Origin of the sequence: Chromobacterium sp. Panama, assembly GCF_003052555.1 — a bacterium.
Classification (GTDB): Bacteria; Pseudomonadota; Gammaproteobacteria; order Burkholderiales; family Chromobacteriaceae; genus Chromobacterium.
Genome location: NZ_QARX01000001.1, coordinates 763891 through 777799 on the forward strand (window position 1 = coordinate 763891; position 13909 = coordinate 777799).

At 61.3% G+C, this 13909-nt stretch carries 10 protein-coding genes and 1 pseudogene; 10 read left to right on the forward strand and 1 reads right to left on the reverse strand.

Annotation, left to right across the window (positions count from 1 at the left end; translation table 11 throughout):
• Positions 1 to 51: 51 nt before the first annotated feature.
• Both DB032_RS03640 and DB032_RS03645 read left to right on the forward strand, forming a co-directional pair.
• Positions 52 to 1533 carry a lytic polysaccharide monooxygenase gene (locus DB032_RS03640; RefSeq protein WP_107798290.1) on the forward strand — a complete coding sequence of 494 codons (1482 nt, stop codon included), beginning with the start codon at positions 52 to 54 and terminating at the stop codon, positions 1531 to 1533.
• A 666-nt stretch (positions 1534 to 2199) separates the two neighbouring features.
• Positions 2200 to 4242 (forward strand): restriction endonuclease, encoded by a 2043-nt coding sequence (locus tag DB032_RS03645; RefSeq protein WP_107798291.1) that lies wholly within the window; start codon positions 2200 to 2202, stop codon positions 4240 to 4242.
• A gap of 420 nt (positions 4243 to 4662) precedes the next feature.
• Here the strand turns inward: DB032_RS03645 and DB032_RS23505 are convergent, their stop codons facing one another.
• Positions 4663 to 4977, reverse strand: coding sequence for a hypothetical protein (locus tag DB032_RS23505; protein ID WP_146176573.1), 315 nt, complete (start codon positions 4975 to 4977; stop codon positions 4663 to 4665).
• A 106-nt stretch (positions 4978 to 5083) separates the two neighbouring features.
• Here DB032_RS23505 and DB032_RS03650 point away from each other — a divergent pair.
• The 8 genes and pseudogenes from DB032_RS03650 to DB032_RS03685 form a co-directional block, all read left to right on the forward strand.
• Positions 5084 to 5533: pseudogene (locus tag DB032_RS03650) on the forward strand (recombinase family protein); the annotation flags it as partial.
• 113 nt (positions 5534 to 5646) lie between these two features.
• A complete protein-coding gene (locus DB032_RS03655; protein WP_107801655.1) occupies positions 5647 to 6744 on the forward strand; it encodes an ISAs1 family transposase in 1098 nt (365 codons plus the stop codon).
• Between the two features lie 292 nt (positions 6745 to 7036).
• Positions 7037 to 7558 (forward strand): fimbrial protein, encoded by a 522-nt coding sequence (locus DB032_RS03660; RefSeq protein WP_107798293.1) that lies wholly within the window; start codon positions 7037 to 7039, stop codon positions 7556 to 7558.
• Positions 7539 to 8333, forward strand: a complete 795-nt coding sequence (locus tag DB032_RS03665; protein ID WP_107798294.1) for a molecular chaperone — start codon at positions 7539 to 7541, stop codon at positions 8331 to 8333. Before DB032_RS03660 ends, DB032_RS03665 begins: the two co-directional genes overlap by 20 nt.
• A gap of 10 nt (positions 8334 to 8343) precedes the next feature.
• Complete coding sequence (locus tag DB032_RS03670) at positions 8344 to 10920, forward strand: fimbria/pilus outer membrane usher protein (protein WP_107798295.1); 2577 nt, start codon at positions 8344 to 8346, stop codon at positions 10918 to 10920.
• A gap of 8 nt (positions 10921 to 10928) precedes the next feature.
• Positions 10929 to 12347 carry a fimbrial protein gene (locus tag DB032_RS03675; RefSeq protein ID WP_107798296.1) on the forward strand — a complete coding sequence of 473 codons (1419 nt, stop codon included), beginning with the start codon at positions 10929 to 10931 and terminating at the stop codon, positions 12345 to 12347.
• Positions 12337 to 13104 carry a molecular chaperone gene (locus DB032_RS03680; protein ID WP_199225804.1) on the forward strand — a complete coding sequence of 256 codons (768 nt, stop codon included), beginning with the start codon at positions 12337 to 12339 and terminating at the stop codon, positions 13102 to 13104. Before DB032_RS03675 ends, DB032_RS03680 begins: the two co-directional genes overlap by 11 nt.
• A 112-nt stretch (positions 13105 to 13216) precedes the next feature.
• On the forward strand, positions 13217 to 13819 hold the full coding sequence (locus tag DB032_RS03685; RefSeq protein WP_107798297.1) for an HD family hydrolase: 603 nt from the start codon (positions 13217 to 13219) through the stop codon (positions 13817 to 13819).
• Positions 13820 to 13909: the final 90 nt, after the last annotated feature.

The following is a 13909-nucleotide window of genomic DNA, read 5'->3' on the forward strand; positions in this document are numbered from 1 at the left end:
CGGCGGCCAGGGAGGGCGGCAACCCAACCCTTAAGATCAAGGTTTTAGAACATGACCGCACCTCGCACCGCCGGCAAGCTCGTCCTGCCCGTGTTGGCCCTGAGCCAGATCGCCGCCTCCCTGATGGCCGTTGTCCCGTCCACCGCCGGCGCCCATGGCTCCATGTCTTTCCCGGTAAGCCGCGAAGTGGCTTGCAAGCTGGAAGGGGGGCATTGGAACGGCTCCAGCAAGTTCTCCGGCTGCAAAGCCGCGGCTACTGCAGTAGATGATTGGACCGCTAATGCGCAGGCCGGCTCTGATGGTCAGCACCAAACTCTGGTGCGCGACGGCAAATTGTGCGCGGGCGGCAAACCCGATGCTTGGGCGGAGCTGGACAAGCCGCATAGCTGGCCCACGCCGACGGTGCTCGAACCTGGCGCCAATGGCAAGATGACCTTCCGTTACGCTCAGAGCGCGCCGCACGATACCAAGTATTTCAAGACTTATATCAGCAATAACAACTACGACCCCGCCAAGGGCCTGCATTGGAAAGACTTGGACCTGATTGGCGAAGCGGGTTATTCCAAAGCGCCGAGCAAGAAGCCCGGCGACTCTCTGGCGAATCACACCGTGGCTTACACTGATCTACAAGTGACCATTCCGGCTACGATGGAGGGCAAGCGAGTGGTGTTCAACGTGTGGCAGCGCGACCCGAACGACAATAACGAAGCGTTCTATGCCTGCTCCGACGTGGAAATCGTGCGGAGCAATACCCAATGGCAACACAGCGGCGTAGTCAATAAGAGCAATGTCGTGTTGAACGCAGGCATGAAGGTGACCATGCGCGTGTTCGATCGCGTTCGCGGCAGCGATATCGCGCGCCATGAAATCATCGTGGGCGCCGGTCAGCAGCAGCCGGAAAAATGGGTGTACGCGCTGGCCCAGAAAGTCAATCAGGAGTCCAGCATCATCAAAGTGGGCAAGCTGGTGAACAATCAGGTTCAGCCGCTGGAAAGCGCCACTGAAAACGCGGTCTATGGTCTCAACAAGGCCTACAACTTCGAAATCGAAACCTCCTTGGGCGAAATCAAGCCGCCGCCGACGGACGAAATCGCTCCGGGCCAGGTCACCATCAGCGGCCCATCCAGCGTCAACAGCGGCGCCAACGTCAGCTTGTCCGCCGCGGCCGCTTCCGGCACCAATCTGAACTACCTGTGGGAAGTGACGCCCAAGATCGCCGGCCTGGCGCTCAACGCCGCCACGCTCAATTTCAAGGCGCCGGCGCTGGAGCAGGACACTGCCTACAACTTCAAGGTCAAGGTCAGCAACAGCAAGGGCGAGAAAACCGCGGCGCATGCGCTGACGGTCAAGGTCGACGACAGCGGCACCACGCCGCCGGTGGAGGGCGACGCCTGGAAAGAAGGCGCAAACTACAAGGCCGGCCAGGTCGTCGTCTTCGAAGGCAAGCAATACCGCTGCCTGCAGCCGCATACCGCTTGGGAAGGCGCAGGCTGGACGCCGGCTTCGCAGCCTGCGCTGTGGGCGCCGCTTTAAACTAAGCGTCTGATCCGGCCGGCGGCTGGAAATGACAGCCCCTTGCTTCTTGGAGCAAGGGGTTTTTTGTTTTTATAAACTCTCCTGCCAGGCGTGGCGCTTGACATGATGTTCTCTGAAGTTTTGATAGGTTATTTTTGTGAAATGGATAGGGTGTTAGCTGTTAAGGATAGTATTAAAACATAACACTGTCTGAGATGAACTCATTAGGAGAGGGTGCTTATGGCCTTGGAGATGTCAGAGTCAAGCTCGGTTGGAAAACGCTGATGTGGCGCATGATATGGCAATGTTGGCTGAGCGGACGGCGCAGATTGCCTGGATGGCATCCATGTAAGCAGGGGGCTGTGTTGGTGGTTTTGGCAGGGTCTCCGCACTCGGATGACATAAACAAGGTATCTGAAAATCGGAGGCTTGCATAAGTAGTCTGGAATCGCGTTTACTCCCAGCTTTGCCTGCATGACTGTGAGCGCGTCAGGAGTTAGCCTGATGCAAGTCCTTGAACATATTGATGACCCCCGCCATCCCAGCAATGGCACATTGCACGACTTCCGCGAAATCCTCGTGATCGCTATATGCGCGGTGCAATGATTGATATCTTAAAGACTACCCATTAAGCCCTATGATAAAAGACTTGTCCTACAGAACAAAGTCGAAGAGACCCCAAAAATGCTTATAGGACAAAGACTGCTTTTTCCGGCCGCATCGGCCGGCTCCGCTCAGGAAGCAGGCCGTGCGCAAGTCGCGGCTGAAACTACAAAAATCGGCGACCCGGCAACAGGGCTGGATCCGCATCGCCTGCGCGAGGTGACCTTCATTGGCGTGGGCAGCAGCATCGCCTATCTGGCCAATGAAATAGCTGGCCGTTTCGAAAGAGCTGCGGCCGATCAGCCACTGCTGGGCAAGGTTAGCGTCATCGGAGTCGAAGACTCATGGTCGCCGTCGGTGCGCGGCCAGGGCTACATCAATCATCAGAATGAAATCATCGGCCAGTGGGACGAGCGCGCGCCGGCCTACGACCCCGGCTATGCCGACCGCGGCGAGTTCGCCGCAGGCAATGGCCGACAGATAGGCAGGCTGGAGTCCTTGGGCGCCGAGCGCCTAGAGGCCCAGGTGAAGAACATCCACCGCCTCGACGACGGCAGCTTCCGTCTAATGCTGGACGACGGCAGGGTGCTGGACAGCCGCCAAGTGGTGCTGGGAGCTGGCGCGGGGCCGCATACCAGCATCTGGAACCAGGGGGCTCCGCAAACCGTGGCAGAGAAGCGCCTGGGCAATATCCGCCTGGACCAGCCGGAAGCACTGCGCGGCAAGGTGATGGACCTGGACGAGTTTATGCGGGCCAGCGATGTCGATCCCGCCCGTTTCGCGGGCAAGACCGTGGTGGTTCATGGGCCCAATGCCGGCATCGACGCGGTGGAGCGCGCGGGCGAGCTGGGCGCCAAGGTGGCTTGGTTCGTGCGCAGCACCGCGCCGGTGCTGCTGGACGGCAATCAATTGCAGTTTGCACCGGAGTTGTCGAAAACGGCCCTGCATAAAGTGGACGGGCTGGAGATCGCGCCGGGAGAGTCTGACGGGCTCAAACTGAGCTATACCGCACCGGGCAGCGGCGCACCCCAGGCCGTGCAAAGCTTGCAGGCGGATTACTACGTCTACGCTCTGGGCCAGGATATCAACAAGCCGGGCAGCGCCGGCGCCATGCTGGTCGAAATCGCATCGCAGCTGGAGCCGGTTTACGATTATAACCAGGTTTACAGCGACCAGCCTTTCCGTACCGTGCTCGGCCTGCAAAGCCGGGGCGCGAACAGCGACGGCGGCCTAGTTGTCGTCGGCGCTGCGGTGGCGCAGCTGGCAGGCAAGGTGCAGCATACCTATCTCGATCATGCCGCAGAGCGTATTCTGGGCCAATTGAGCCGCTTGCCAGAAGACGGGGGCGAAGCGCTGTCCAATATGCTGTTGGAAGGCGCGCCTACGGCGGAAATCGAGGCCGGGCTACTGGCCATGCGGCCGGAAGGCGACACGCGCGCAGATTGGGAAGTGTTAAGCAATCAGGTGAGGGATTTCCTTGTTGCCCGCGATTATTTTGCTAAGGAAGGCACCCGCGGCGTCGGGCTAGAGGTGGACAACCAGGTGGGCACCGAAGTGGCTTCCGTGGTGGTGTCGCCGCAGCTGGGCACGGTGAAGGCGGCTTCCGCCGCCTTGTCCAGCTTGATGCCGGCCTATGTCGGCAATGGCGAGAACAATTTCACTAGTGACAACCGCACCATGCTCCGGGCTGGCCTTGCCATGCGGCATCCTGATCTGGCCGAGAGCGATGCATCGGGTTTCATCCAAGAGTCGATTGCCTTGCGGCGCCTGGATGGCCAGCGATTTGTCGAGCAGGTGGCAGAAGGCATGTTGAAAAACGAGCTGCTGCCGATGTTGGAACAACTGACGCAGGATACGCTGCCGGCATTCCAGGCCAGGCTCGCGCGTTTGCGGCTGCCGGAGGACATGTCGCGGCAGGCCGAGGCGGTGGCGGATGGGGCTTCGCGCGAAGCGTTTGCCGATGCTCTGGGCGGTGCGTTGCGCGAGCGTCTGACCGAGTCGGCCAAGCCAGTTCGCGGCGTACCAATGGAGGTGCGCGAGGCCTACGAAGCCAGACTGGCCGAAATGGCCAGAGGTGCCGGGGATGGTGCTTCGCTGGGCAGCTTGTGGCTGAATCGGTCTTGATGGGCTGAATATCTGGAAAACATGGCTTGGGCCCGACTATGAATCATACGACGAAGGTGGGCGTCAACTGTTGATTCGCATCGAGTCGGTACTCAGTGAGGCCCAGCATCCGGCACCGATAGTGCCGGATGCTGCCATCGACGACCTACTCCATGCTTTCGCCAATGCGGTACGCTGGGCGGCTTGTCATCAAATAGATGTACGCACCTTGCTCGCCACCGTGGCGCCGCCAAATACCGGAGGTGGCAAGTCTTAAGTGTAACGACTCGATAACATCCACCGACCGACCCGATTACATCAGCCTTTCTGGACCACATTAAGTGAGAACGAACCCACATTGTGTGAGAACGGCCCGATAACATCGGGCTCGGCCCACATTCGTTGAGAATGGCTGAACGGTGGATCGCATCCCGTTTGTTCTCACGCATCGGGACCTTCGATGACGCGTGCGACATTGCCGCCGCAAGTGGCACACCGACCCAGCAGCAAGAGATTTCCGCGTTCAATCCGGCCACTGAAATCAACAATCGTCGTCTGTTCACGACAGTGGGCGCACCAGACATTCTCGAGGAGTCGCTGTTGCGTGTGAGGTGCGATCGCATTCCAGAAGGACTGCGCGTTTGGTATGAATTCACTCATTGTCGTTTCTGGTATGGGGTAGATCGTCTGGGCTACACCGTTCGATAAATCCATCGTTTCTTCATGCAGCACCGGCACCGCCCGATTGTGGCCCAAATGGCCAATCTCCCGTGCAGATTAGCTGTGCAACGAAACAACGTTCGATTTATTCTGCGATGGTGAGTATCCTATACGCATCAGCGTCACCGCGAAAGCCTTGCCCATGATTCTTGGCTATGCCCGCGTCAGCACCCGCGACCAAAACGTCGCCCTGCAAGTGGATGCGTTGCGGGTGGCCGGATGCGCCAAGGTCGTTACCGAGGTGGCGAACGGCGCCAAGACCGACCGGCCAATATTGAACCGGCTGCTGGACGACGCACGCGAGGGCGATACAGTGGTGATCTGGAAGCTGGATCGTCTCGGACGCTCGCTAGCGCACCTGGTCGCCACCGTCAACACCCTGTCCGCACGCGGCATCGGGCTTAAGAGCCTGAACGATCCCATTGACACCACGACACCACAAGGGCGCTGCTTAGTGTTCAACATGTTCGCCGCCCTTGCCGAATTCGAACGGGACTTGATCCGTGAACGCACGAAAGCCGGCCTCACAGCCGCTCGCGCACGGGGCCGAAAGGGCGGTCGTCCGAAGGGGCTACCAGCCAGGACCTCCGCACTTGTATGACATAAGCAAGGCATCTGAAAATCGGTGACTTGCATAAGCAATCAGGAATCGCGTTTACTCCCAGCTTTGCCTGCATGACTGTGAGCGCGCCCGGAGTTAGCCTGATGCAAGCCCTTGAACATATTGACGATCCCCGCCATCCCAGCAATGGCACATTGCATGACTTCCGCGAAATCCTTGTGATCACTATCTGCGCGGTGCTATGCGACAACGATACCTTCGAGAAGATGGTGGCCTGGGCACGCTACAAGCGGGATTGGCTGCGGCGCTTCTTGATCCTGAAAAATGGCATTCCATCGGAAGAGACTTTCTTGCGCATCTTCCGTTTGATGGATCCCAAGCAGTTCGAAACCGCGTTTCGAACCTGGGCGGGCGGTCTTTTACCCGCGCTGGAAATGGAACAACTTGCCATTGACGGCAAGACGGTGCGTGGATCCAGTCGAGGTGGGCGACAGGTCATCCATATGGTGAGTGCCTTTGCCACGCAGGCTGGGCTGGTGCTGGGGCAAGAGAAGGTGCACGAAAAAAGCAACGAAATCACTGCGATTCCAGCTCTGTTGGAAAGCCTGCAACTTAAAGGACTGCTGGTCAGTTTTGACGCTATGGGCTGTCAACGCGACATTGCTGGCCAAATCCATGAGCAAGGCGGCGACTATCTGCTGGCAGTCAAAGGCAACCAGCCTTCCTTGCTGAGCATAGTGGAAGCGGCGTTCATTGATGCAGGCGACACGCCAAAAACCAATGCGAGGGCTGAGCGCAGCCATGGCCGGCAGGTAGTGCAATTGGCGCGGGTTCTGCCTGCGGCAGGACGAGTAGATATCGAGGCTTGGCCGGGGTGCGAAACGCTGGGTGTGATTGATTCGTTGCGACAAGTCGGCGACAAGCGTGGGCAATGGGAGCGCCGCTATTACATCAGCTCGCGCACGCTGAGCGCAGAGGATTTGGCACACGCGGCGCGCGCGCACTGGGGCATCGAAAACCGCCTGCACTGGATGTTGGACGTGAACTTTGCGGAAGACGCCAGCAGCGTTTGCAAGGACTATGCGCCGGAGAATTTGTCTTTGCTGAAAAAGATCGTATTGAACCTTGTTCGGCCCGTCCCGATGGGGAAGAACGGGAAGATGAGCATGCGGATCAAACGCAAAGCGGCTGCCTGGGATGATGATGTGCGAGCCCAGTTTCTAGGGCTCACCTCTCCATGACATCCGAGTGCGGAGACCCTGGTGGTTTTGGTTATCTATAAATAGATCCATTATGTAATTTTTGAGAATATTCTGCTTGTTATGAATATATTAATTTTATCATTATTGTAAATTCGTTTTTGGTAAATGCGTTTGCGTTTTTTTGTGTCGCCATGATTTTTTTAGGAAAAATCCTATTTGTCTGTTTAGGGGGGCTAAGTACAATCGGCCTGTCTTTATTTTGGGCTCGATTAAAAGGGTTTTCGGCGAGTTTGAAATTGAAGATATTTAAATATCAATGGAGAGTCGTTTCATGAAAAAGATCGTCGTTTTGGCCAGTTTATTTCTGCCGACTTTAGCGCTGGCGGGCAACACCATTAACTTCCAGGGCGAAGTGTCTTCGCAAACTTGCAAGGTGGATATCAACGGCAATGACAGCAACCCGGTGGTTCTGTTGCCTACGGTGCCGACGACCAGCCTGAGCGCGCCGGGCGCGGCGGCGGGGCAAACCGATTTCACCATCCGTCTGACCGGTTGTGAAGCGGCGCCCACCGGCGGCACCGAGATCAAGACCGTGTTCGTCGCCAACAGCCTGACTAAGGACGGCAATATCGTTAACACCGGCACCGCCAAGAACGTTGCCCTGCAATTGCTGGACCCGGCTGCTCCGGCTAATCCGTTCGACCTGACCGGCGGCTACAAGGCGTCCGGCCTGGTATTGGAAGCAGGCAAAACCACGGCTGAGCACAAGTTCGCCGTCCGCTACTACGCCGAAGGCGCCGCCACCGTAGGGTCGGTGCTGGGCAGCGTGCAGTATGCGGTTTCCTACTTGTAAACCTAGCGGCAGTCAGCCGGAGCGCGGCGCGTTTAGCGCCGCCGCGCTCCGGCGCGCGCTGCTGCCGGGACTGATTCTGCTGACGGCGTGGCCGGCGGCCTGGGCCAGCGTGGTGCTGAACAACACCCGCATCGTTTATCCCGGCCAGGCTCGCGAGAGCAGCATCCAACTGAGCAACGAAGACGCCACGCCCAATGTGGTCCAGGTCTGGCTGGATTCCGGCGACGTGGACTCCACGCCGGAGTCCGCTTCGGCGCCGTTCGCCGCCATGCCGTCGGTGTTCCGCATGGAACCCAAGGCGGGTCAGACCGTGCGGCTGGTGTTCGACGGCAGCGAGCTGCCGCAGGACAGGGAGTCGGTCTACTACTTCAACATGCTGCAGATCCCGTCGGTTACCGGCGAGTTCTCGGAGCAAAACCAGATGCTGGTGATGCTGCGCAGCCGGCTCAAGCTGTTTTATCGCCCGGCGGGCATTCAGGGCCGGGTTGAGCAGGCGCCGGAGCAACTGCGTTTCTCCTTGCAGCGTCAGGGCCGCGCATGGCAATTGGTCGCGGACAACCGCAGCGGCTACTACCTGACGCTGATGGGCGGCGAGGTGATGAGCGGCGGCAAGGCCCACGCTTTCAAGGCGGACATGCTGGCGCCGTTTTCCCGAGCCAGTTGGCCTATATCGGGGCTGACGCAGACCAGAGCGCCGCTCTCCGTGCGTTACAAGCATGTCAATGATTACGGCGGCGTGAACGAAGTCGAGTCCGCCGCCGTGGCAGCGGAGTGATTCCCCGGATATGACTTCAACTTCCTATCGCGGCCAGTGGCTTCCTGGTCTTCCCCCCATGCTGGCCGCCGGCGCGGTCTGCCTGTCGCCTGGCTTGGTCTGGGCCGAGCCGGGTACGGCCGAGGCCGCGCCGGCGCTCTTGGCTTACCGTTTCGACAAGCGGCTGCTGCAAGGCAACTCGCTGGCGGACGACATCGAGCGCTTCAACAAGCCCAGCCAGATAGACCCCGGCGAGTACCTGGTGGATGTTTTCGTCAACAACACGTTTTACTCTCGCCAAACCGTGAGCTTCCGGCGCGAGGAAGACCACCCCACGTCCGCTTGTCTGGATCGGGCTTTCCTGATCAAGGCGGGGGTCTTGCCCGAAAGCTTGCCGCCGGACGAGGAGGACGCGGCGGCGTGCTGGCCGCTGGCGCTGCGCATTCCCGGCGCCGGCAGCGAGTTCGACCTGCCGCGGCTGCGTCTGAATCTGTCGGTGCCGCAGGCGGCGATGAAACGGCTGCCGCGCGGCTACGTGGCGGAAGAGGATCTGGATGTCGGCGCGGCCATCGGCTTCCTCAACTACGACGCCAACAGCTACCGCTCCAGCACCGGCGATATCAGCAACACCTATCACTACGTTTCCGCCGACGCCGGGGTGAACCTGGGGCTGTGGCGTTTGCGTCAGCAATCCAACTACAGCAGCGGCATGGCCGGAGGCGGGCGTTGGAATCATATCCGCAGCTATGTGCAGCGCGCCTTGCCCGCCCTGCAGAGCGAGTTGACGCTGGGGGACAGCTCCACCGGCGGCAGCCTGCTGAGCGGGCTCAGCTATCGCGGCGTGCAGCTACGCAGCGACGACCGGATGCTGCCGGAAGCCGTGCGCGGCTACGCGCCGGTGGTGCGCGGCGTGGCGGACACCAACGCCAGGGTAGTGGTGCGTCAGGGCAAGCAGGAAATTTATCAGACCGTGGTGGCGCCCGGGCCCTTCGTGATCGACGATCTGTTCCCCACCAGCTATCAGGGCGATCTGGAGGTGGAGGTGACGGAGGCGGATGGACAGGTGAAGCGTTTCACCGTGCCGTTTGCCGCGGTGCCGGGATCGATGCGGCCGGGCCAGACGCGTTACAGCCTGACGGTGGGCCAGCTGCGCAATACGCTGGAAGACAAGCCGGTGTTCGCCGATTTCACTTATCAGCGCGGCGTCAGCAACGCCTTGACCGCCAATATGGGCGCGCGGGCGGCGTCCAATTACGCCGCGCTGCTGGGCGGGGCGGTGTGGGGGTCTCGCTACGGCGCCTTGGGCGCGGACGCCACCTTGTCGCGCTCCCGCGACAGCGACGGCAGCCAGATCCACGGCTGGCGCGCGGCGCTGACTTACAGCCACACCATCCAGCCCACCGCCACGTCCATTACTTTGGCGGGCTATCGCTACTCCACTCGCGGCTACCGCGATCTGGTCGACGCGCTGGGCGCGCGCGAGGCCTATAAGCAGGGCCGGACCTGGAACTCCGGCAGCTTCCAGCAGCGCAACCAGTTCACCGTCAGCGTCAACCAGCGGCTGGGCGATTACGGCAGCCTGGGACTGTCCGCCGCGATCAGCGATTACTACAACGGCAAGGAGCGGGACACCCAGCTGCAACTCAGCTATCAGAACCAGTTCCGTTCCATCAGTTACGGGGTATCGGTGGCGCGCCAGCGCATGGGGCAGTCGCAAGACGGCGGCTCCAGATTTCAGCCGCTGGACAGCGGACGGGTGCGCAATACGGTGATGTTCAATCTATCCATGCCCTTGGGGAAGGTCCGGCGCGCGCCGATGTTGGCGGCCTCGACCAGCCGCAGCGACGGTGAAAACAATCTGCAACTGTCCTTGAGCGGCACCGCGGACGAGGCGCAGACGGTCAGCTACGGCGTCAACGTGTCGCAGACCTCGCAAAACAGCGCCACCGCATTGGGCGGCAATGTGCAAAAGCGCTTCCCGCTGGTCACCGTGGGCGGCAGTTATTCGCGCGGACGCAATTTCACCCAAACCGGCGCCAGCGCGCGCGGCGCGGTGGCGGTGCACCGCGGCGGCGTGACCTTCGGCCCCTATCTGAGCGAAACCTTCGGCCTGGTGGAAGCGCCGGGCGCCAAAGGCGCGGAAGTGCGCTACGGCATGGGCGCCAAGGTGGACCGCGCCGGTTACGCGCTGATCCCGTCGCTGACCCCTTACCGTTACAACGACGTGTCGCTGGACAGCAAGGGCCTGGCCGATGGCGTGGAGCTGCAAGGCGACCAATTGCGCACCGCGCCTTACGCCGGCGCGGCGGTCAGGCTGAAGTTCGCCACCCGCCGCGGCCAGGCGCTGTTGATCAAGGGGCGGCTGGCAAACGGCCAGGCCCTGCCCATGGGCGCGATGGTGTACGCGGAAGACGGCTCCAATATCGGCATGGTGGGCCAGGGCGGGCAGGCCTATGCGCGGGTGGCCTCCCGCAAGGCGCGCCTGCTGGTGAAGTGGGGCAAAGAGGCGGACAGGCAGTGCGCGCTGCCGTATGAACTGGCCGACGACGCGCCAAGCCGGCCGATTATCCGCCTGGAGGCGGAGTGCGCGCCGCCGCTCAAACAATGAGGACCAAGATGAAATTTCAAACTGACGCCGCGGCGCGGAGGCATGGCGCGGCGGCCTTATTGGCCCTGCTGCTGGGAGGGTTGTGGAGCGCGCAGGCGGAGGCCGCGTGCTATCGCGTGTCGCGCGCCACGCCGTCGATCAATCCCAACGATGTGGATTATGTTGAACCGGGCAAGGGAGAAGTGCGGTCCTGGTTGGGTTCGACGGATACCGCCGGGCAGGGCGCGATGGCGATGACCATCAACATCAACAATGAGGTCTTCCAGCCGGACGGCACTTTGCTGGGCAGCAAGATACTGAGCATTTACGATTTGGGTTCCGACAATATCGGCAGTTATACGCCGGAGCAAGTGCTGTTCCGTTGCTCGCCGGAGGAAAGGCCGAGCACTTTTTACGAATATTATTCGACCAATGGCGATAACCTTTGGGCAGGCAAGGACGAGGAGGGCAGCGCCATCGGCCTGCCGCAAGCTTACCGCACCGTGCAGCGCGGTTTGATGGCGCGGGTGACCAATTTGAATACCGGCGAGTTCGCGTCGCGTTATTGGAAACGACGCCCGCTGAAACTGGACATGGCGCGCGACCGGGATTCGCGTGGCTGGTATCTGATCAAGGCCCGGCATTTCAGCAACTACAAGGTGGAGTTCTTCAAGTACAGCCAGTCCAAGGGCTCGGGAGATATCGGCTGGCAGGACAGCGTGGCTGGCCAGAACTGGGTGTATACACAGCCCATCGCCTATAGTGCGTTTCAAGGCGGCGGCCTGTCGCCCTTATTGGGCGAAGGCGTGGATCATGCGACGCAGTGGTCCGGCTTCTACAACGCCTGGCCCGGCTCCATCAACCCGTATAACACTGTCAAGATCCGCAGAACCGCCAGCTGCCGGGTGGTAACGGTGACGCCGGTAGTGGCTTTTCCGCCCATCAGCGCGGTTGAGATGGAGAAAGGCGGGCAGCGTACGCTGCCGATCGAGATCAACCTGCAATGCCAGACGGGCTCGCCGGCCAATATCGGCCTGTCTGGTTTTCAAAGCGGAACCGGAGCGGGACAGACGGCGATGGGGGTGCTGGTGCAAGCCGCCAATTACCAGGCGGCCTTGAAAGAGGGCTTGGGCACCGGCGGCGGCGGGGTCACACATCTGCTGTCCGACGGTTACGGGGTCAACCCCGCCGTGGCCACCGGCGTGGGCGTGGCCTTGAGCCGGCTGGGCGGCCAGCGCTTGAACCTGTTGAGCAATGAGCTGATCACCGGCGGCGGAGCCCTAGCCGGCTGGTATCCGGTGTTGCAGGACGCGGAAGCGACGGGTAACCAGAGCGGTCTGACCCATTACCGTGCCCGGATGCGCGCCACGCTGATCCGCCTGCCGGGCAAGAAGGTCAAGCCGGGTTCCTTGAACGCGACCGCGCAAGTGGTGGTCCGTGTCCAGTAGCGCATGGGCGCGCTGGAGCGCGGGCGGTCTGTTGTGCCTATTGTGCGGCAGCAGTTGGGCCGGCCTGATGGCGGAGTCCACGCGGGTGGTGTTCGAGGCCGGCGGCGCCGAGCAATCGCTGCAACTGGTCAATCTCAACCCCTATCCGGTGGTGGTGCAGGCCTGGGTCGACGACGGTCATTTGGAGTCCGGCCCGGACACGGCCGGAGCGGCGGGCGCGGCGGTGATGCCCATTCCGCCTATCTTCCGCTTGAACCCGAAGGGACAGATCAGTCTGCGCCTGCTCGCCACCGGCGTGCCCTTGCCCGTGGATCGCGAATCGTTGTTCTGGTTGAACCTGTACGAAATCCCTCCGGCGAGGACGGATTTGCCGGCGGACGCGCAGACGCTGACCGTCACGCTGCGGACTCAGATGAAGGTGTTGATGCGGCCGGCCAAGCTGCCCGTCTCGGTTGAGGACTTGCCGGAGCAACTGCGTTTCACCCTGGAGCAGCGGACGGACGGTCCGCGTTTGCGCATCGACAACGCCAGCCCTTATTACGCCACCTTCCGCGCGCTGGAGCTGGCCTGCGCCGGGGGGCCGGCGCAGCCATTGGCGGCGGAGATGGTGGCGCCCTTAACGGCGGAGACGCTGGCCTTGGGTTCGTCCCCGCCCTGCGCCGTCGAGCAGGCGGAAGTCCGTTTTTTGCTGGTGGGCGACGATGGCAACCCGGTGGCGGGCAAGGCGGCCCTGGCTTCGAGCGTCAGCGGTTCCTGATGGATGATTATGAAAATGGAGTAGAATTGAAATGTTTTTGATCGTTTTGGCATTATCGGGCCGACCCTGGCGCTGAGCCGGAACGCGAGCCGCCGCATCCACAGGAGCCGTGATGACGAGTAATGCCGCCTTAAGCCAGAGCATCCAGTTTTTCCTTGAACTGGATAAATTGAAAGAAGTGATCCGCAAAAACTGGATCGCTTCGCAGCAGAGGCGGGAAAACTCCGCCGAGCACAGCTGGCAGGTGGCGATGCTCGCCATGGCCTTGCAGCCGCACGCCAACGAGCCGGTGGCGCTGGACCGAGTGGTCAGGCTCTTGCTGGTCCACGATGTCGGCGAAATCGTCGCCGGCGACGTCAGCGTATTCGACCGAGGAGAAGGCCCTGAGGAGAAAGAGGCCGAACGCGCCGGCGCGGCTCAGGTGTTCAACCTGCTGCCGCAGGCGCAGGCGGAGGAAATGTTGGCCTTGTGGGACGAGTTCGAACAAGGCTTTACCGCGGAGGCGCGTTTCGCCAATGCGATAGACCGGCTGGCGCCGGCCTTGTTGAACCTGCACTCCGACGGCAAGGGCTGGAAGGAGCAGCAGGTGCGCAAGTCCCAGGTGCTGGAGCGCGTGATGCCGGGGGTCAGGCAGGGCTGCCGCGCCGCGGCCGGATGGCTGGAACAGGCCTTGGAGCAGGCCGAGCAACGCGGCGTGTTCCCGCCGGAGGGCTAGGCCGGCGCGTCGGCTTGCGGCGGATCAATTGGCCGGCCGGCGTCTTGCCGCATACTGTCTTCCATCGAGGGCCGCCGCTGGGCGGCCTTT

What these genes read in the sequence shown, in the direction of transcription:
- DB032_RS03660 (WP_107798293.1), top strand. Translation starts at nt 7,037, where the DNA reads ATGAAAAAGATCGTCGTTTTGGCCAGTTTATTTCTGCCGACTTTAGCG.
- DB032_RS03640 (WP_107798290.1), top strand. Translation starts at nt 52, where the DNA reads ATGACCGCACCTCGCACCGCCGGCAAGCTCGTCCTGCCCGTGTTGGCC.
- DB032_RS03675 (WP_107798296.1), top strand. Translation starts at nt 10,929, where the DNA reads ATGAAATTTCAAACTGACGCCGCGGCGCGGAGGCATGGCGCGGCGGCC.
- DB032_RS03670 (WP_107798295.1), top strand. Translation starts at nt 8,344, where the DNA reads ATGACTTCAACTTCCTATCGCGGCCAGTGGCTTCCTGGTCTTCCCCCC.
- DB032_RS03655 (WP_107801655.1), top strand. Translation starts at nt 5,647, where the DNA reads ATGCAAGCCCTTGAACATATTGACGATCCCCGCCATCCCAGCAATGGC.
- DB032_RS03665 (WP_107798294.1), top strand. Translation starts at nt 7,539, where the DNA reads ATGCGGTTTCCTACTTGTAAACCTAGCGGCAGTCAGCCGGAGCGCGGC.
- DB032_RS03645 (WP_107798291.1), top strand. Translation starts at nt 2,200, where the DNA reads ATGCTTATAGGACAAAGACTGCTTTTTCCGGCCGCATCGGCCGGCTCC.
- DB032_RS03685 (WP_107798297.1), top strand. Translation starts at nt 13,217, where the DNA reads ATGACGAGTAATGCCGCCTTAAGCCAGAGCATCCAGTTTTTCCTTGAA.